This window comes from Halorientalis brevis (assembly GCF_023077655.1).
This window is the reverse complement of the sequence record NZ_JALLGV010000007.1, coordinates 384,164-401,015: the sequence shown is the minus strand read 5'-3', so window position 1 is coordinate 401,015 and position 16,852 is coordinate 384,164. Positions and strand designations below refer to the sequence as shown.

The window sequence follows — 16,852 nt, the reverse complement described above, 5'->3', positions numbered from 1 at the left end:
CAGACGAGACGCACGTCGGCTTGCGGTATTAGGTGGTTGGCGTCGTAGCTAGGGCGGGATGTACAGAGGGTCCCACTCCACGCAGTTCGCAGACCGGACGGACGCAGGCCGACAGTTGGGGGAACGAGTCCGAGAGGAGAACATCGGGGCGGACGTCGTCCTTGCCATCCCACGCGGGGGCCTCCCGCTGGGACGCGCAGTCGCGGACGCACTCGGCGTCCCACTCGACGTGGTCATCGCGAAGAAGATCGGTGCGCCGGGGAACCCGGAGTTCGCCATCGGCGCGGTCGCCGCGGACGGCAGCATCTGGCTCAACGACGACGTCATTCAGCGCCAGGGGATCAGCCGCGAGTACGTCGCCCGCGAGCGCGAGCAGAAAGCGGCGGAAGCCCGCCAGAAAGCCGAGCGATACCGGAACGGCCCGCCACCGGAGTTAGCGGGCAAGCGCGTGCTCGTCGTCGACGACGGCGTCGCGACCGGTGCGACGGTCCGGGCGTGTATCGAACGCGTTCGGTCGGAACAGCCGGCACGGATCGTGCTGGCGGTGCCGGTCGGCTCGCCGCGAACGATCGCGGAGCTCGAACGGATGGTCGACGACGCGGTAGTGTTAGAGACGCCGCCCGACTTTCACGCCGTCGGGCAGTACTACCGGGATTTCACCCAGGTCACCGACGAGGAGGCGATCGAGTATCTCGACGCCGGCTAGTCCCCGTGCGATGCGTGGGACGATTCGCCGTACTTCAGGAGGAAAAAGGTGAAAATCAGGGTGACGAACATCATCAGCATCGTCACGATCCCGACCCAGTGCGCCTGGAACGGCACGCCCATGTGTTCGGGATCGACCTCGGCCGCGGCCTCGCCGCCACCGCCGCCACCTTCCGGGAGCGCGCCGACGACGACGGCGCCTTTCATCCCGAGGCTCTTGTGGGGCGCACAGTAGTACAGAAAGACGCCCTCCTCCTCGAAGGTGTGCTCGAAGTTGACGCCGGCCTCTGCGACGGGGGTACCCGAGTCGAACGCGCCCTCTTCGTCGACGACGTTGTGGCCGCCGCCCTCGCCGGTCCACTCCCACTGGATGGTGGTGCCGGGGTCGACCTGGACGGCCGCCGGCTCGAAGGCGAACGCGCCGCCGTTGCCCTGCGCGCCCGTCTGGACGGTCACCGTCCCGCTGCCCGTCTCGTCGACGATCTCGTCGTAGTTGTCCGCGTCGCTGAGATACTCGTCGATCTCCGAGGCGCCTTGCGCGGCGGCGACGCCGGTCGCACTCGCCGCTGCCGTCGCGCCCGCCGTCGTTCGGAGCAGCGCACGTCGTGAAACCGTGTGAGCCGAACCCATGCCCCATACCAGGATCTGAAGCGGAATGAGTCAATTTGCAGGTTTCGTTCGGTCTCCGGGCCAGTGAGTACGAATCGCAGTGGTCGAAGGACCCGCGCCAGGCAGTCGCGAAGCCAACTCGACCGGCAGGGGCACTCAGCGCGACGGGGTTTCCGGACGCGAGCCGACGGCTCACGTCCGGCTGTTTTTGGGCCAGCGAGAGACCGACGGTCCCTCGGGTCGTGCGAACTGGCGCGAAGCGCCCGTGAGCAGACGGGATCGAGCGAGCGAAAGTGAGCGAGGCTCCGATGAAAACGGTGGGTTAGTAGGTATCGAGTTGCGTCCCCACGGAGCAGACGTACTCACCGGTGGCGACCTGGGGGAGTCGGCGGGCGCGCCAGAAGATGCCGCTGGAGTCGGCGGTGATCTCGGCTTTGGTGCGGCCGAAGACGTCGGTCACCTCGAAGAGGAGATCGTTGCGCGAGACCCGGTCACCCAGCTCGGCGTGGAAGGTGACGAGGCCGCCGGCGGGCGAGCCGTACTGCTCGAAGCCGCTGGCGCGGGTCTGGGCTTCGGGGACGTGCGTGGCCTCGGTGAAGCCGTAGTAGGCGAGGACGTTCTTGACGCCCTGGACGCCGGTCTCGATAGCGTGGTCGTCCCAACCCACACACCCCCCTAACTCGGGGTCGATGGTGGGGACGCCCTCGTCGGGGCCGGCGCGGGCGAGTTGGCCATCAGGACCCTTCTGATCGAGGATGTGACCGCAGCCGAACACCTTCGCGAGTTCGAGACAGTCGTCGTGGAGGCGGTGGCGCGGGCCACAGCGGACGCGGCACTCCTCGATCATGCGGGAGGTCGAGCCCTGGTGGAGGTCGACCACGAGGTCGGCTCGGGTCGCAGCGTCGAAGGTGGCGGCAGCGATGCGCTCGGAGGAAGTCCCGGTCTCGTCGCCGGGGTACGTCCGGTTCATCTTCGTGTCGTCGATCGGATTGCGGTGCTCGGCGACCTGGAACGCGTGGTAGTTGACGATCCCGACGACGAGGATCGTGCCGGCGATGTCGTCGGGGTCGAGTTGGGGGACCAGGCGTCGGATGACGCCCACGCCGTTGAGTTCGTCGCCGTCGCTGGCCGCCTGCAGATACAGCGTCTTCCCGCTGTCGGCACCGTTGATGACCGCGACCGGCAGGCCGATCTCGGTCCCGTCGCGGGTCTCTCCGACGAACAGCCGCCCCGTGTCGATCTCTCCCGGGGCGGCAGTCGCCGTGCCGAGGCTCGTCATTGTTTCCAACGGACGCCCCCATGCTCTTATGCGGTTCGATATGCCGGCTATACTGCCGGAACTGGGCGAAGCGCGTCCGTCGACCCGGACCGACGCGATTTTGAGCGGTGCGGCCGTACCCCCGGGCGTGTCAGCAGACGCCGACGCCCAGGAACCCAGCGGAAAGGCCAGATTCATCGAGGCACTGGAGGTGCCACGGAACGCACGCCGCGGCTTCGGGTTCGGATTCGTGTTCACCGTCGCCGTCTTCGTGTTCTTCATCATCATTCCGGGAACCAACCGCTCGCAGCTGTACTACCTGGGGCTGGCGTTCGTCCTCGCGGTCGGCATCGGCGGCATCGTAACGACGGTGCTCACCGCGCGGACGGCCTACCGGCTCTCGAAAGAGCTGTAACAGGGGTACTAAATACGGCCTGTGAGAATTAATTGCCAAGGTAGAATGGTGAATATATCCCGACTCGGCAGGGCACTCGGACATCTTGGCGCGACTGTCGGGTTTGCGGTGACGGCGATGTACGTTGCTTCCCTCGCTGAGACCGAGACAACGGCGCTCGTCCCGTACCTATGGTCGATCGCGATGCTCGGCGTGTCGGTCATCGCCGTCTACGCCGTCCGAATGAGGCGGTTACTCCTCGTCTGGCCAATTGCTTTCGCGTTCGGCGCATTTTCTCTCGTCACGCTGCAAAGTCGAATCGTCTCACTCGGTACGGTGTTGTACGTCCTGGCTGCGATGGTACTGACGGTGGATAACCTCTCAGACACACCGATCGGCAACTCGCTCCCGGATATCAGATAGGGAAGACAACGGGGATAAAATCAGTCCTCCACACCCGCCTCGGCCCCGGCGAGGTCGGCCAGCCGGTTCGCTCCCGACTGGGTCCCTTTGGCGATGAACACGTCGCCGGCGACCAGTTCCGTCGTCGGCCCGGGCGAGATGACCCAGCTGCTCCCTTCGCGACCGGTGCGGTCGCTCGCGTCGCGCGCTCGGCGGACGGCGATGACGCGCATCCCGGTTTCGGTTTTCACCATCTGTTCGCCGAGCGTGACGCCGTCGAGGACGCTGTCGGGCGCGACGGTGAGCCGAACGATCACCTCGTCTGACTCCCGGACCGCCTCGGCGACGACCGGATGGGTGCCCAGCCCCCGGAGGACGCCCTCGCTGATTTCGAGGGCGGCGTCGCTGATGACCTCGGTGGCGTTGGCCAGGTGGACCAGCCCGCGCAGGGAGACCGGATCGTCGATGCGGCCTGCGGCCTGGAGCGTCCACGCCTCGAAGCGCGACTGGAGAGCGTCGACCTCGGCTTCGAGTTCGAGCACCTCCTCTGCGACCTGGTCGCTGTCGAACAGCACCGCCCCGTACGCCAGATCGACTGCGAGTTCGCTCATGTTTTTCATGTGGACGATCGAGTCGACGGCCCGTTCGAGGTCCTCGATGCCGGGTTCGGGCGGTTCCGGCGGGTTGTAGGTCCGGTCCGTCGCGTCCTCGTAGACCTGGGTGATGCCGTCCTCGGGGCCGCGGAAGAGGACGACGTCGCCGGCCCGGAACGTCGTTTCGGCGTCCGGGTTGAACAGCCACTCGCCCTGGCGACGGATCGCCAGCGCGCGCACGCCCGTCTCGGTTTCGAGGTGGATGTCCCCGAGCGTGCGGTCGGCGAGCGGGGAGTCGCCGGTGATTTCGGCGCGCACGAGCGTCTCGACGGCCTCGGGCAGCGCGGCGCGCATCGCGTCGGGAAGACCGATGTCCTCTAAGACGATCTTGGCGATGTCGCCGGCCGCGTCGCTCACTTTCTCCGCGGCGCCGACGACGCCGAGGACGGGCGCGAGCGCTTCGGCGTCTTCGGGGTTGCGCGCGGCCATCAGCAGGCTCATGCGGGCGCGCATCTGGAGGAGGTCCATCTTGGCTTCGAGTTCGAGGACCTCCTCCGCGACCTCGTCGTTACCGAGCAACACGGCCGAGTAGGAGAGGTCGATCAGCAACTCGGCGGTGTCTTTCATCTCTGCCAGCAGCTCCTTGACGCTGACTGGCTCGTAGGCGACGTCGTCGGCTGCCATCCCACGTATCTCGACGGGGCCGAGACAAAAACGTTGTCCGCCCGCAGGGACCGGCGAGGATCGTCCCGACGAAAGATGTAAGATACCTATACTCATGGACGTGAAAGAATGGGCATGTGTCCAATCCCGGCGCCGTCTGGCGGTCACCTATCTACCACGGATAATAATGTTTTTAGCGGCAGGTCGTAAATCTCGGATTATGTCCGAGGAGCTCAAGAAAGGGCTTGAGGGTGTCCTGGTCGCCGAGTCGGAGCTCAGCTACATCGATGGTGACGCGGGTCAGCTCATCTATCGAGGGTACTCGATCGACGACCTGGCGCGCGAAGCCAGCTTCGAGGAGGTCCTGTACCTCCTCTGGCACGGTCACCTTCCGAGCAGCGAGGAATTGGCGGCGTTCACCGACGAGATGAGCACGGAACGCCAGCTCGACGAGAACGTCCTGACGACGGTTCGGCAACTCGCCGAGGCCGACGAGAACCCGATGGCCGCACTGCGGACGGCCGTCTCCAGCCTCTCCGCGTACGATCCGGACGCTGACGCCGAGCCGACCGACCGCGAGGCCAACCTCCGGAAGGGCCGGCGCATCACGGCGAAGATCCCGACGATCATCGCCGCGTTCACGCGCCTGCGCGACGGGAACGACCCGGTCGCCCCCCGCGAGGACCTCAGCCACGCCGAGAACTTCCTCTACATGCTCAACGACGAGGAACCGGACGACGTGCTGGCCGAGACCTTCGACATGGCGCTCGTGCTCCACGCCGACCACGGTCTGAACGCGTCGACGTTCTCGACGATGGTCGTCTCCTCGACGCTGGCAGACCTCCACTCGGCCATCCCGGCCGGGATCGGCGCGCTGTCGGGCTCGCTCCACGGCGGCGCGAACCAGGACGTCATGGAAGCCCTGCTCGACCTCGACGAGTCCGGCAAAGAGCCGGTCCAGTGGGTCAAGGACAAACTCGACGCCGGCGAGCGCGTCCCCGGCTTCGGTCACCGCGTCTACAACGTCAAGGACCCGCGCGCACGCATCCTCTCGGACAAGTCCAAGGCGCTCGGCGAGGCCGCGGGCTCGCTGAAGTGGTTCGAGTACTCCACGGAGATCGAAGAGTGGATCGGCGAGAACAAGGGCCTGGCCCCGAACGTCGACTTCTACTCGGCGTCGACGTACTATCAGATGGGCATCCCGGTCGACATCTACACGCCCATCTTCGCGATGTCCCGCATCGGCGGCTGGATCGCCCACGTCCTCGAGCAGTACGACGACAACCGCCTGATCCGCCCGCGCGGCCGCTACGTCGGCCCGGACGCCGGTCAGGAGTTCACGCCGGTCGACGAGCGGTAAACTCACACAGTACCAGACGAGCGCCTTTTTTCAGCTTCTCTAACAGCTCGTCGCTCACGACGAGCGCGGCGTCGACAGCCCGCGAACACACAACTCCTTAGCCGGACCGAGTGGTTGCCCCGATAATGACCGACCGTCCCGAAGAGGGAGACGTCTTCACCGTCGAACGAACGTTCACCAAAGCGGACGTCCGGGCGTTCGCCGAGGTCTCGGAGGACACCCAGCCTCGTCACACCGAACCGGACGAGGACGGGCGGCTGATGGTCCACGGGCTGCTGACCGCGACGCTCCCGACGAAGATCGGCGGGAACCTGGAAGTCCTGGCGAGTCGGCTAGATTTCCACTTCCGCAAGCCGGTGTACACCGGCGACACCGTCACCTGCGAGTGGGACTGCGTCGAGGTGTCGGAAGCCGACGGCTACCTGGAGGTCGTCGGCGACATCACCTGCACGAATCAGGACGGCGAGGTCGTCATGACCGCCCGCGGAGAAGGCCGAATCTACGACGACTGATTACTGATCGGCCAGCCACGCTTCGATCTCGTCGGCCATCGCACCCCGGCGGACGATCTCGCCGGCCTCGACGTCGACGACCGTACTCTCGGTGCCGGGCGTCCGCCCGCCGTCGAGGACGACGGCGGCGGCCTCGCGGACCTGCTCGCCCAGTTCGTCGAGTTCGCGGACGCTCCCCTCGCCGCTGACGTTCGCGCTGGTCGCGGTGATCGGTGCGACGGCGTCGAGCAGTTCGAGCGCGAGGTCGTGATCAGGGACGCGGATGCCGACGCGGTCGCGGCCGGCCGTCAGCACGTCAGGCACCGCCTCGGTGCGGTCGGCGAGGACGGTGACGGGGCCGGGGAGGAACTCGTGCATGAACCGGCGTTCGCGGGCGGTCGGGGCCGTGTACGCCAGCGCGGCCTGGGCGTCGGGGACGGCCAGCGAGACCGGCTGGTCGCGACTGCGGCCCTTGGCGTCGAAGACGCGCTCGACGGCGTCGGCGTCGAGGGCGTCGGCGCCCAGGCCGTAGACGGTCTCCGTCGGGTAGACGACGAGCTCGCCGTTCCGTACGGCGTCGGCGGCGTCGGTGACGTCGGAATCGGTCATTGCCGACTAGTCGGCGACCGGCGTGGAAAAACCCTGCCGCTTACAGCGAATCGAGTCGGGCTTCGATCTCGTCGTAGTCGGGGAACGCGGGCCACTCCTGGGCGACCCAGGCGTACTGGACGACGCGTTCCTCGTCGAGCAGGAACGCGGCGGGCCGTGGTTCGCTGACGCCCGCCATCCCGTCCAGGTCGTGGACGATTCCGTACTGCTCGGCGACGCCGTTCTGCGGGTCCGAGAACAGCGGGTAGTCGATCTCCCGGTCGGCGATGGTGGTCTTGTGCTCGTATGGCGTCGAGATCGAGAGGCCGACGACCTGCAGGCCTCCGTCTTCGTTCCCGGAGCCCCAGCCGCGGTCCCGAATCTCGTTCCACATGTAGGTCGTCGGGAAGGCACCGTCCATGGTGTGGAAAACCAGGAGGACGGGGCCCTCGGCAGTCAGGTCAGAGAGCGCGCGGTCCTCCCAGAACTCCGCGGTGACCAGTGGGCGCTCGAAGTCCGGGGCCTGCTCGCCCACGTCTGGATGGCCCGAAGGCGGAAGGTCGACCACGTCGAAACCGAGGTCCATCAGGCGGCACCTCCGTTCGCGTCGGCTCCCTCACCGTAGGTCCGGTCGAGGTACTCGACGATGTTGGCGCTCTCGGCCATGGTGACGCCAGTGTTCTCGTCGACGAGGGCGGGGACCGTGCGGGCGCCCGCGATGCGCTTGACGACGTTGCGCTCGGAGTGCATCGGTTCGACGAACCGCGACTGGTACTCTACGCCGTGCTCGTCGAGCACGCGAACGACGCGTTCACAGAACGGACACGCCTGGAGTCGGTACAGGGTGATCGCTGGATCGCTCATCACGCGTCCGTTGGGACGAACGGCCGGTAAGCCCTTCGGGCATGCATCGCGGAGACGCGGACGCGAAATGAGGGGGCGAAGCCGGCGACGGCGATCGTGGAACTCGTTTCGCCTATGACAAGCCTTAATCATACTGGCAGCAAAGTCAGATTGGTAATGGCCGTCACTTCGGCTTCTGCTGTGCCGTTCGAAGCCGCGACACTGCTCGTCACGCAGGTGTTCGGGCTCCCGCTCACCGATAGCCTCGTGACCGGACTGGGTGTCGTGACCGTACTCGGGTTGCTCGTGCTGTCGGCGTTTTTCTCCTCCTCGGAGATCGCGATGTTCTCGCTGGCCGCCCACCGCGTCGAGGCGCTCGTCGACGACGGCGTTCCCAGTGCGGCGACGCTCCAGGATCTCAAAGAGGACCCGCACCGCCTGCTGGTGACGATCCTCGTCGGGAACAACCTGGTCAACATCGCGATGACCTCGATCACGACGGGACTGCTCGCCATCTACTTCACGCAGGGCGTGGCAGTCGCCATCTCGACGTTCGGGATCACGGCGCTCGTCCTGCTGTTCGGGGAGAGCGCGCCCAAGAGCTACGCGGTCGAGAACACGGAGTCGTGGGCGCTGCGCATCGCGCGGCCGCTGAAGGCCGCAGAGCGCGTGCTCTTCCCGCTCATCGTCGTCTTCGACTTCCTCACCCAGCAGGTCAACCGCATCACGGGCGGGCAGTCGGCGATCGAGACGTCCTACGTGACGCGCCAGGAGATTCGAGACATCATCGAGACCGGCGAGCGCGAGGGCGTCTTAGACGAGGAAGAGCGCGAGATGCTCCAGCGCACGCTCCGGTTCAACAACACGATCGCCAAGGAGGTGATGACGCCGCGCCTGGACATGACCGCCGTTCCGGCGGACGCGAGCGTCGGCGAGGCGATCGAGACCTGTGTCCAGAGCGGCCACGCGCGCATGCCGGTGTACGAGGGCAGCCTCGACAACATCATCGGCATCGTCCACATCCGCGACCTGGTGCGCGACCTGAACTACGGGGCCGGCGACGCCGGCGAGGTCGAACTCGACGACCTCATCCAGCCGACGCTGCACGTCCCCGAGTCGAAGAACGTCGACGAGTTGCTCGCGGAGATGCGGGACAACCGGCTCCACATGGTCGTCGTCATCGACGAGTTCGGGACGACGGAGGGACTCGTGACGATGGAAGACCTCACCGAAGAGATCGTCGGCGAGATCCTCGAGGGCGAGGAAGAAGAGCCAATCGAGTTCATCGACGAGGAGACGGCCATCGTCAAAGGCGAGGTGAACATCGAGGAGGTCAACGAGGCCCTCGAAATCGACCTCCCGGAGGGCGAGGAGTTCGAGACCATCGCCGGCTTCATCTTCAACCGGGCGGGTCGGCTCGTCGAAGAGGGCGAACGGATCGAGTTCGACGGCGTCGACATCCGCGTCGAACAGGTCGAGAACACCCGGATTCTGAAAGCCCGCGTCACCCGCAAACTCGAACCGGTCGAAGAAGACGACGAGAACGGCGAGGGCGAACCGGAACCCGAAGAAGCGCAGACTGACTGACTGACGGCAGTTCCCTGCTACTCCGGGGCGAACCGGGCGGAAGGTGACCCTGCGCCGATACGTTCTCGCTGCTGATTCTGCGGACGGAGAACTTATCAGTGCAGAGATAGCTATCTCGCGTATCGATGGTCGGGCTAGCGGACGCAGTGGGAGTCGGGCTGGCGAGCGTTCTCCTCCCGGCGCTCGCCCTGGTCGCTGTCGCAGCCAGGTACAGCGGCAAGCCGGGCGTGCGGGGGTTCGTCGTCGCGGTCGTCGGTCTCGGGTGCTGGTCGCTGGCGACCGGCGTTCGCGTGTTGGTCCACGCGCCGGCGCTTCGGTTCGGCACAGCGGTCGGCCAGCTGGTGTTCACCAACGTGACGATCCTGGGCTGGGCGCTGTTGGTCGTCGAGTTCGTCCACCGTCGCCGGATTCGCCTGGCGTCGAAACGCGTCGCTGCCGTGCTGGCGGTCCCCGTCTGTACGGTCGGCCTCGCGCTGACCAACGACTGGCATCACCTAATGTACGCTGCCGGGACGCACGTCACCGCCCAGGGGTACCTCCAGTTCGAGTTCGGTCCGTGGTATCCGATTCACACCGTCTACCTCCTCTCGGTGAGCGTCGGTGCTGCGGCGACCCTGATCCGGGAGGTCCCGGGTTCGAGCGGCATTCTCCGGCGCCAGGTGACGCTGCTGTTCGGCGGGTGGCTCGTCGCCACGGTCGCCGTGTTCGATTTCTTCCTCGAACAGGTCGGAGCGTGGCCGTTTCCGCCGTACGTCGATGTCACACCGGTCGGCTTCCTTCTCGGGAGCGCCCTCTGGGGGCTGGCACTGTTTCGCCACGGTCTCTTCGAGCTCGTCCCGATCGGGCGGCGAACGGCGGTCGAGACGATGCCCGACGCGGTGCTGACGGCCGACAGGGACGGACGAATCGTCGACGCGAATCCGGCCGCCCGCGCCCTGTTGGACGGCAATCCCGTACGACAGTCAGTCTCGGCCGTGTTCGCCGATCATCCGAACCTGCTCGAACACTACCGCAACGGCGAGGACGGCACCACCGCGATCCAGTTCCTGGACGACGGGGCCGTCAAACACTTCGCGGCCACGACGACGCCGATCACCGAGCGCGGGACGCGGACCGGGACGGTGATCGTCCTGCGCGACGTGACGGCGCTGAAGAGCCGTGAACAGGAGTTAGACCTGCACAGACAGGTACACAGCCGAATCGTCCGCCACAACATCCGGAACGAGCTCACGATCATCAGGGGCAGCGCCGAGGAGATCGTCAGAGCCAACGAGGGCCAGACTGCCGAGTTCGCGAGGACCATCCTGGAGCGGAGCGACGAACTCGTCGGGACCAGCGAGAAGGCTCGCCAGATCATGCGAATCATCGAAACGGACAGCGAAACGCTGACGCTCAACGCCTGCTGTCTCGTCGAGACGATCGCGGACGCGATGCAGGCGAAACACCCGGACGCGCGGATCGAGACGACACACCCGGACTCGGCGTGGGTCACCGCCCACGAGGACCTGGACGCCGCGCTCGAGAACCTCGTCGGAAACGCGATCGTCCACAACGAGGGAACGCCGCGGGTCGAGATCAGCGTCGAGCGACGCGACGACACGGTCGAAATCACCGTCGCGGACGACGGGCCGGGCATCCCCGAGCACGAGGTCGCGGTCCTCGATCAGCTAGAGGAGACGGCTCTCGATCACAGCAGCGGTGCGGGGCTCTGGCTGGTCAACTGGGTCGTGATGAAATCCGACGGCACGCTCGAGTTCGACGTGAGCGAGCGGGGGACGACCGTCACGCTGCGATTGCAGGCGGCCACCGTTCAGGAGGAGTAGGCGGTCCACTCTCCCCGTTACAGGATGAAGTCGACCGCAGTGAACACGCCGTAGCTGACGGCGAAGGCGAGCGCGAGGGAGGCGACCCACGCGAGGGCGGTGTACCCCATCTTCGAGCCGCTGACGTCGCTGCCGCCGGCGGCGTAGCCGCTCCCGATGATGGCGCTGACGATGATCTCGTTGAACGAGACGGGAATCCCGAAGAAGACGGCCGTCTGAGCGATGGCGAACGAGGGGATGAGCGCGGCGATCGAGCGCCGCGGGCCGAGCGCCGAGTAGTCCTGGGCGAGCGCCTTGATCATCCGCGGGGCGCCGGTCCAGGAGCCGAGCAGGAGACCGAAGCCGCCACCGAGCAGGACGGCGACGAGCGGAACCTCGAACGGGTCGAGCAAGGGGAGCAGCGGGCCGAGCGCGAGGCCGACCTGGCTGCCGCCCGCCGAGAACGCGACGAGGCCGCCCAGCGCCAGCAGGAAGTGCCGCTGGCCGGCGGCCGGGTCGCCGCGGATGTCCCAGAACAGCACCAGTCCGACGAGGAGCGCCGCCAGGAGCGTGGCACCGAAGGAGGCGAGGGACGGCGAAACCGACGGCACGGTCGTGGCGGCAGTCGCCGCCAGAGACGCCGCCTCACCGGGCGGGCCCAGCAGGACGAACTCGACGTTCGCGAGGATCGCACCGACGACGGCGGCCAGCAGGGGCACGGCGTAGCGTTCGGCCACCCGGTCGTTCCGTAGGGCGCGGGCGGTGGCGTACGCGATTGCGCCGCCGACGAAGGGGACGAGCACCCACAGCGTCACGATCTCCTGATACTTCGCCCAGGCGGGGGTACCGCCCATGGCCAGTCCGACGCCGACGACGGCCCCGGTGACGGTAAAGGCCGTCGCGATCGGGTAGCCGGTGAACACGCCGATCGCGACCAGGACCGCGGCGGTGATGAGCGCGACCGTCGCCGCCGTCGGCGAGAGCGTGACGTTCCGGATGAGTTCCCGGCCGACCGCTTCCGTGACGTTGGCTCCCTGCAGGACCGCGCCAGCGAGACCGAGCAGGCCGACGATAAATCCTGCCCGCATCACCGAGATAGCGTTGGCACCGACCGCAGGGGCGAACGGCGTCGACCCGGACGATCCGGCACCGATCGCCCAGGCCATGAACAGACTCGCCCCACCAGCGATCAGAAACGTCGCGACTGTCCCTGCGGCTACCATTTCATTGGTTCGAATAACGCCAGCAACGGTAATAACCTGCCGACACGGTGATCGTCTCTCGGTTTCGCCCGCCTTCGCCCGTGGTAGATAATTACACCCACGGTAGACCCGAATTATTAAGCGACTGGATGGTCACACTCTGAAACACCATGGTGGGGGCCAATGGTGTTCAAGCGTCTTAAACAACTGACGAGACCGGCCGACGCGGGGTGTACCGACTACAAATGTCAGGGGTGTGAGACTGGTTTCGAGATGCGACGACAGGTGTGTCCCGAATGCGGCGGGTATCGGATCGAGCGCGTCGACTGGTAATCGCAGTCGGACGTCGCAGGTCTTGGGGGGACTGCGACGTCCGGCCGTTCTACCGACGCTCATCGACCGGGAGCCGTGGGACCGTCCGATCGGAGCGCAGCGCGGAGCCACGAGGACGCCGGTAGCGGCCAACGGCCCGGGATCGAGTGGGGTCAGGAGTCGTCGGGTTCGGCGTCGGGGTCGGACGGATCGTTCGTCTCGGGGTCGAGTTCGCCGTTGGGTTCGGGCATCTCGACGCCTTCGACGGCTTCGATGACATCGGTCTCTTTGGGCGTGTCGACGTGCCAGCGGTCGACGGACTGCTCGTAGTCGGCCAGGCGGTTCGAGACGCGGATCTTCAGGTCGTCGTCGTTGACGTTGACCTCGAACACGTACTCGGGGACGTCACCGCGGCCGGCGCGCTGGAGGTTCGCGCTGACGAGTTCGTTGTCGAAATAATAGGGAGACATCTGGGTCATCACGTTCCGGTAGACGGCGCCCTCGACGGCGCGGAGGGCTTTCCGCCCGGCCGAGTCCGCCGCGCGGGCGACGTAGTCGAGGGATTCGCCCCACTTGTCGACGGCCTCGTCGGGTTCGTCGAGTTTCTCGTAGGACTCGGTGAGTTTCTCGCCGGCCGTCTGGAGGTCTTCGTCGGGCTCTTTGCCCGCCTTCTCGCCTTCGCCCTCGTCGACGCTGGCCTGCTCGGCGGTCTTCTCGTTGACGTCCTCGTCGAGTCGCTCGTCGGCCTTCGGTCGCCACTCGTCGAACTCCTCGAGGGCACCGACGTCGGTGGCGAGTTCGACCTCCGGGTCTGCCTCGATGTCTCTGATAGCACGGCTAATGCGCTCGCCGTGCTCGACGACGTCGACCCATCGTCCGCGGGTTTTGAAGCCCGAAACGCTCTCTTCCATCAGTTGTCCAGTATCCAGGCCGCCGAGAGATATACGTCTTCCTCCCGCGGCCGGCGGCCCCGGTCGGGCCGGCTGCCAGAGGCGCGTCCCGCTCTCACCGGCAGCACCGGGCCGCGACTCATCGATCGTAGGTGAGCCGCATGGCGACCTCGTTGAGTCTGCGCTTCGCGCGGCCGAGCAAGCGGGCCGGCCACGCCACGGTTCGGAGGTCGGCTTCGGCCACCTCGATGCGTCCACCGTCGAAGACGTCCGCGCCGCCCTCGCCGTCGCCGTCCTCGGTCGCACTGACGACGGTCGTCATCCCACAGCGGCCGCAGGCCTCCGTGTCGCTGCTACCCATACCAGCCAGGCTTGGGCGAGCAAGCGTATAAACGTTTGTGGCGTCCGTCACCGCGCCCCGGTCGTCCCTCCAGCGACCCCGCGACGTGGGGCGTCGGGTCCCCGAGAAGAGTGTGACTTTTGTATCGTTGACGCCCTGGGTGCTGTATGAGAGCCCGGGAGAGCACGGTCGACGACGCGCCCGCTCACACGTCCAGCGATGAGTGACGAGGACCGAACGGACGTGCCGTCCGACGTTCCCGAGTGGGACGACGAGTACCTCGACCGCGTGAGCGACCGACTCATGTTCAACTACGACCTCGACCAGTCCTACAGCGTCGAGGGCGAGCGATTCGAGATGTACGGTCGGCTCCACGTCGAGAGCCAGAAGCAACTGTTTCACCCGGCGCTGAACTACGCGAACTACGAGGCCCAGGAACACCTGTTCGTCACGCGTCGGGACCGCGTGACGACGGCCGATCTCGACCGACTGGTCGACCTCGGGCACGCGCTCGCCGAGGAGTGGATCACCGCCGACGAGGAACACCACGGCACCGAGTTCACGTTCGTCGTCGTGGCCCCGACCGTTCCCGACGCGGTCGCGGACTACGTCTCCGGCTTCCGGGACCGAACGCTGCTCAAGTACGGCTACTACGGCCAGTACGAGGTCAACCTCGTCGTGGTCGCACCCGACGAGGAGCGACTGGTCGCCAGCGAGCAGGCCGACGTCGGGCGAGCCTTCGCGACCTGGGACCCGCTCGACGCGGGGTCGCGGGGGCTCCTCGAACGGCTGGTGTCGGTGTTCAGGTCCTGAAAAAACGGTCGAGGACTCAGTCGTCGGCGGGTGCCGCTGACGGCTCGCGACGCACGCTCTTGATGTTGTCGTAGCCGATGCGCGCCAGCGACAGCGCGAGGCCGACGAGGACGAGCGCGATGACGATCTGGACGGCCACGGACGCCTGTGCGGCGATCGTCGCGCCGCCCTCGCCCCAGTTGCCCAGAACGAACTTCTGGTAGAAGTTCTGATAGAGCGCGAGGTAGAGGAGCGCGACGACGGTGATCGCGGTCATCAGCGCCATCGGGACGCCGGTGCTGATGAGCTGCTTGTTGTCGTCCCAGTTGGCCAGCCAGACGGTGGCGGTCAGCAGGGCCAGCGCGGCCAGGAGCTGGTTCGCACCGCCGAACAGCGGCCAGAGGTCCGACCACGTCCCGCTGGACACCAGGAGGTACGCGAGCACGACCTGGATGATGGCGTTGTAGTACCGGTTCGAGCCGGCTTCCTGTGCCTGCCGGACGATGACGCTGTCGGCGTCCGGCGTGCCGACGATCTCCTCGGCCATGTAGCGGCCGAGCCGCACCGCCGTGTCGGTACTCGTCAGCAGGAAGCTCACCAGCACGAGTGCCATGAACGGCGCGCCGAAGGACGGCGGGATGCCGAAGCTCGTGAGGATGACGCCGCCACCGGACGCGAAGTTCGGCAGGGCGCGCCCGACGCCGCTGCCAGCGGTGACGCCGGCGATCGAGACCGTCGCGAGCGCGAGCGTCGCGAGCAGCCCCTCACCGAGCATGCCACCGTAGCCGATGACGCGCGCGTCGGTCTCCTTGTTGAGCTGCTTTGCAGTCGTCCCCGAGGAGACCAGCGAGTGGAAGCCGCTGATGGTCCCGCAGGCGATCGTCACGAACAACAGCGGGAACAGCGGCAGGCCCGCGGTTCCCATGAACCCGTAGTAGGGTTCCAGCGAGATGGTCAGCGGTTCCGACGACGTCCCGAACAACGTGCCGACGATGATCGCCAGCAGCGCGCCGCCGACGCCCGCGTACAGCAGGAACGACGACAGGAAGTCACGCGGCTGGAGCAGCGTCCACACCGGCAGCACCGCCGCGATGGCGGCGTAGATCAGGATCACCGGTACCCAGCCGGCGGTGTTGGCCCCGAGCGCGCTCGCGCCGGGGAGCGCCGCACCGCCGCTGAACAGGACGATGGTCCCCGCCGGATACGCCGCGTCGGGACCGGCCGGGAACAGCGCGAGCGGGTACTGGATGCCGATATAGACGCCCCCGAAGACGGCGGCGACGAACGCGATCGTCCCGGCGATGAAGGGGAGGTCGAGCTGGTAGAGGTAGACGCCGAACACCAGCGCGAGCAGGATGTACACCAGGCTGGCCGTCGCCGCCTGCGGGTACGCGTCGAACACGATGCCGACCACCAGCGCGAACACGGCGACGACGAGGATGATGGTCAGGAACGCGAACCACAGCAACATGTTCTTCCCGCGATCGCCGACGTACTCGCCGATGATGTAGCCGATCGACTTCCCCTCGTGACGGAGGCTCCCCGACAGCGAGACGAAGTCGTGGACGCTCCCCAGGAGCGGGTTCCCGATCGCGATCCACAGCAGGGCCGGGACCCAGCCCCACACGACGCCGGCCGTGATCGGACCGACGATGGGCGCACCGCCAGCGATACTCGAGTAGTGATGGCCGAGCAGGACCGGCTTCTTCGCCGGGACGTACTCCTGCCCGTCCTCGTACTTGTGTGCCGGAGTTTCGCGATCTTCGTCCAGTTCCACGAATTGGACGAGGTACCGCGAGTACCCCAGGTAGCCGAGGCTGAACGTGATCAACGTCGCGACCACGAGCCAGAGTGCTTGGACCATGAAATTAACTCTCATGAATGTTAGTCGATGATTCGGACTTAAGAGTTTCCAAGAACTGTCAGGGGACGTATCAAACCAGACACTAGTCCGCACAGAAAGGACCCGTGCCGCAGGCAGTTGGACGAGGAATGGTAAGAACGTCGTCAGTGAGAGCGAC

At 66.5% G+C, this 16,852-nt stretch carries 18 protein-coding genes; 8 read left to right on the top strand and 10 right to left on the bottom strand.

All coding sequences use genetic code 11. From position 1 onward, the window contains the following. Nucleotides 1-58 precede the first annotated feature (58 nt). Complete coding sequence (locus tag MU553_RS17505) at nucleotides 59-706, top strand: phosphoribosyltransferase (RefSeq protein WP_247379935.1); 648 nt, start codon at nucleotides 59-61, stop codon at nucleotides 704-706. Here the strand turns inward: MU553_RS17505 and MU553_RS17500 are convergent. Together MU553_RS17500 and MU553_RS17495 are read right to left on the bottom strand one after the other, a co-directional pair. After that, entirely contained in the window at nucleotides 703-1,335 is a 633-nt protein-coding gene (locus MU553_RS17500) for a halocyanin domain-containing protein (protein WP_247379932.1), read from the bottom strand. The genes MU553_RS17505 and MU553_RS17500 overlap by 4 nt on opposite strands. A 301-nt stretch (nucleotides 1,336-1,636) precedes the next feature. Continuing rightward, nucleotides 1,637-2,593, bottom strand: a complete 957-nt coding sequence (locus tag MU553_RS17495) for a succinylglutamate desuccinylase/aspartoacylase family protein (protein WP_247379929.1) — start codon at nucleotides 2,591-2,593, stop codon at nucleotides 1,637-1,639. 127 nt (nucleotides 2,594-2,720) lie between these two features. On the opposite strand from MU553_RS17495, the gene MU553_RS17490 reads away from it, so the two are divergent. Together MU553_RS17490 and MU553_RS17485 are read left to right on the top strand one after the other, a co-directional pair. Then, nucleotides 2,721-2,987 carry a DUF7536 family protein gene (locus MU553_RS17490; RefSeq protein WP_247379924.1) on the top strand — a complete coding sequence of 89 codons (267 nt, stop codon included), beginning with the start codon at nucleotides 2,721-2,723 and terminating at the stop codon, nucleotides 2,985-2,987. Nucleotides 2,988-3,032: 45 nt separating this feature from the next. Then, nucleotides 3,033-3,389 carry a hypothetical protein gene (locus MU553_RS17485; RefSeq protein WP_247379920.1) on the top strand — a complete coding sequence of 119 codons (357 nt, stop codon included), beginning with the start codon at nucleotides 3,033-3,035 and terminating at the stop codon, nucleotides 3,387-3,389. Between the two features lie 20 nt (nucleotides 3,390-3,409). On the opposite strand, the gene MU553_RS17480 is transcribed toward MU553_RS17485, so the two are convergent. Beyond that, a complete protein-coding gene (locus MU553_RS17480) occupies nucleotides 3,410-4,645 on the bottom strand; it encodes a potassium channel family protein (RefSeq protein ID WP_247379918.1) in 1,236 nt (411 codons plus the stop codon). A gap of 199 nt (nucleotides 4,646-4,844) precedes the next feature. Between MU553_RS17480 and citZ the strand changes: the two genes are divergently transcribed. Together citZ and MU553_RS17470 are read left to right on the top strand one after the other, a co-directional pair. Then, nucleotides 4,845-5,984 carry a citrate synthase gene (gene citZ / locus MU553_RS17475; RefSeq protein ID WP_247379915.1) on the top strand — a complete coding sequence of 380 codons (1,140 nt, stop codon included), beginning with the start codon at nucleotides 4,845-4,847 and terminating at the stop codon, nucleotides 5,982-5,984. A gap of 125 nt (nucleotides 5,985-6,109) precedes the next feature. Beyond that, entirely contained in the window at nucleotides 6,110-6,496 is a 387-nt protein-coding gene (locus MU553_RS17470; protein WP_247379913.1) for an FAS1-like dehydratase domain-containing protein, read from the top strand. On the opposite strand, the gene MU553_RS17465 is transcribed toward MU553_RS17470, so the two are convergent. Genes MU553_RS17465 through MU553_RS17455 form a run of 3 tightly spaced genes read right to left on the bottom strand, consistent with a single transcriptional unit; the run spans nucleotide 6,497 to nucleotide 7,927 of the window. Next, complete coding sequence (locus tag MU553_RS17465; protein WP_247379911.1) at nucleotides 6,497-7,084, bottom strand: L-threonylcarbamoyladenylate synthase; 588 nt, start codon at nucleotides 7,082-7,084, stop codon at nucleotides 6,497-6,499. Nucleotides 7,085-7,124: 40 nt separating this feature from the next. Beyond that, on the bottom strand, nucleotides 7,125-7,649 hold the full coding sequence (locus MU553_RS17460; protein WP_247379909.1) for a peroxiredoxin family protein: 525 nt from the start codon (nucleotides 7,647-7,649) through the stop codon (nucleotides 7,125-7,127). Further along, nucleotides 7,649-7,927: a glutaredoxin family protein gene (locus MU553_RS17455; RefSeq protein ID WP_247379907.1), complete on the bottom strand. Its 279-nt coding sequence runs from the start codon at nucleotides 7,925-7,927 to the stop codon at nucleotides 7,649-7,651. The genes MU553_RS17460 and MU553_RS17455 overlap by 1 nt, the downstream gene beginning before the upstream one ends. A 156-nt stretch (nucleotides 7,928-8,083) precedes the next feature. On the opposite strand from MU553_RS17455, the gene MU553_RS17450 reads away from it, so the two are divergent. Beyond that, a complete protein-coding gene (locus tag MU553_RS17450; RefSeq protein WP_247379905.1) occupies nucleotides 8,084-9,493 on the top strand; it encodes a hemolysin family protein in 1,410 nt (469 codons plus the stop codon). Between the two features lie 125 nt (nucleotides 9,494-9,618). Then, complete coding sequence (locus tag MU553_RS17445) at nucleotides 9,619-11,316, top strand: histidine kinase N-terminal 7TM domain-containing protein (protein ID WP_247379903.1); 1,698 nt, start codon at nucleotides 9,619-9,621, stop codon at nucleotides 11,314-11,316. Between the two features lie 17 nt (nucleotides 11,317-11,333). Here MU553_RS17445 and MU553_RS17440 read toward each other — a convergent pair whose 3' ends face one another. From MU553_RS17440 to MU553_RS17430, 3 genes are all read right to left on the bottom strand, one after another. After that, complete coding sequence (locus MU553_RS17440) at nucleotides 11,334-12,518, bottom strand: inorganic phosphate transporter (protein WP_247379901.1); 1,185 nt, start codon at nucleotides 12,516-12,518, stop codon at nucleotides 11,334-11,336. Nucleotides 12,519-12,982: 464 nt separating this feature from the next. After that, the gene (locus MU553_RS17435) at nucleotides 12,983-13,720 is read right to left on the bottom strand and encodes a DUF5828 family protein (protein ID WP_247379898.1); all 738 of its coding nucleotides are present in this window, start codon (nucleotides 13,718-13,720) and stop codon (nucleotides 12,983-12,985) included. Between the two features lie 118 nt (nucleotides 13,721-13,838). Continuing rightward, on the bottom strand, nucleotides 13,839-14,060 hold the full coding sequence (locus MU553_RS17430; protein ID WP_247379894.1) for a DUF8007 family protein: 222 nt from the start codon (nucleotides 14,058-14,060) through the stop codon (nucleotides 13,839-13,841). A gap of 198 nt (nucleotides 14,061-14,258) precedes the next feature. Here MU553_RS17430 and MU553_RS17425 point away from each other — a divergent pair, with 198 nt between their 5' ends. Then, the gene (locus MU553_RS17425; RefSeq protein WP_247379891.1) at nucleotides 14,259-14,852 is read left to right on the top strand and encodes a DUF8052 family protein; all 594 of its coding nucleotides are present in this window, start codon (nucleotides 14,259-14,261) and stop codon (nucleotides 14,850-14,852) included. A 16-nt stretch (nucleotides 14,853-14,868) separates the two neighbouring features. Here the strand turns inward: MU553_RS17425 and MU553_RS17420 are convergent, their stop codons facing one another. Then, a complete protein-coding gene (locus MU553_RS17420) occupies nucleotides 14,869-16,695 on the bottom strand; it encodes a carbon starvation CstA family protein (RefSeq protein WP_247379888.1) in 1,827 nt (608 codons plus the stop codon). Nucleotides 16,696-16,852 lie beyond the last annotated feature (157 nt).